The organism is Burkholderia sp. Se-20378, assembly GCF_017104665.1.
GTDB classification, from domain to species: Bacteria; Pseudomonadota; Gammaproteobacteria; order Burkholderiales; family Burkholderiaceae; genus Burkholderia; species Burkholderia lata.
The window spans coordinates 1-1,173 of the sequence record NZ_JAAGPG010001024.1 but is presented as its reverse complement, the minus strand read 5'-3'; the positions used below and the strand labels follow the sequence as shown (position 1 = coordinate 1,173).

The 1,173-nt window shown below is 69.4% G+C and carries 1 protein-coding gene; it reads left to right on the top strand.

From position 1 onward, the window contains the following. Positions 1–951 (top strand): substrate-binding domain-containing protein (locus G3N93_RS39855; protein ID WP_206135504.1); only part of this gene is annotated, 951 nt, incomplete at its 5' end. Positions 952–1,173: the final 222 nt, after the last annotated feature.

Below are 1,173 nucleotides of genomic sequence, written 5' to 3'. Positions count from 1 at the left end.
GCGCCCGCCGGCCCCGCCGCGACCGTCTTTCCGCCCTGGCAGGACGGCCGCAACAACGACGCGACGCACCGTGGCCTCGAATTCACGGTGCCGCAGGTCGACGTGCTCGCCGATTTCCACGGCGACCTCACCGCGCCGAAGCTCGTGCTGTTCGTCGGCGGCAACTATTTCTTCGCGATGGCGCCGCTCGTCGCGAAGTTCGAGGAAGATCATCCCGAGTACCGTGGCCGCATCTACTGGGAAACGATCCCGCCCGGCCTGCTGGTGAAGCAGATCCAGGCGGGCGGCACGATCACCGTCGGCAACATGACGTGGACGGTCAAGCCCGACGCGTATTTCGCGGGGCTCGGCAAGATCAACGGGCTGATCGCGGACGGCACGCTCGCCGGCCCGGCCGTGCCGTACGTGACGAACCAGCTGACGATCATGGTGCGCGCCGGCAATCCGAAGCGCATCGCGTCGCTGAACGACCTCGCGCGGCCCGACGTGCAGCTTGCGATGCCCAACCCGGCATTCGAGGGCGTCGCACGGCAGATCCGCGCGTCGCTCGTGAAGGCCGGTGGCGACGCGCTAGCGCGTACCGTCTACGACGACAAGGTGCGCACCGGCACGACCGAGCTCACGCACATCCACCATCGGGAAACCGCGCTGTTCCTGATGCAGGGTCGCGCGGACGCGGGCGTGCTGTGGCAATCCGAAGCGGCGTTCCAGGAACAGGTCGGGCATCCGCTGATGCACATCGACATTCCGGCCGAGCAGAATACGACGGCAATCTATGCGGGGGCGATGGTGAAGGACGCGCCGCATCCGGAGGCCGCGCGCACGTGGCTCACGTTCATCCGGTCGCCGGAAGCGTTCCGGATTTTCCAGCGCTACGGCTTCGGCCGCTACGATGCGGCGACACCGACGCAGCACCTCGCGCCGGAGCAGAAGCAGCCCGACGCGGGCTGACCGCGCGGCCGCGCCGGCCATCCGGCGGCGCGCGCGACCTACAACAAGGAGGGGACACGTGAACGATACGGTGGACACACCGCGACGCCGGTTCGCGCCGCTGCTGCTCGCTGCGGCAGCGCTGCTGGCCGGCCACGCGCACGCGGACGACGCGACGCCCGGCAAGACGATCGCCACACAGGGCACGACGACGGGCGTCGCCGCGTGCATCGGCTGCCACGA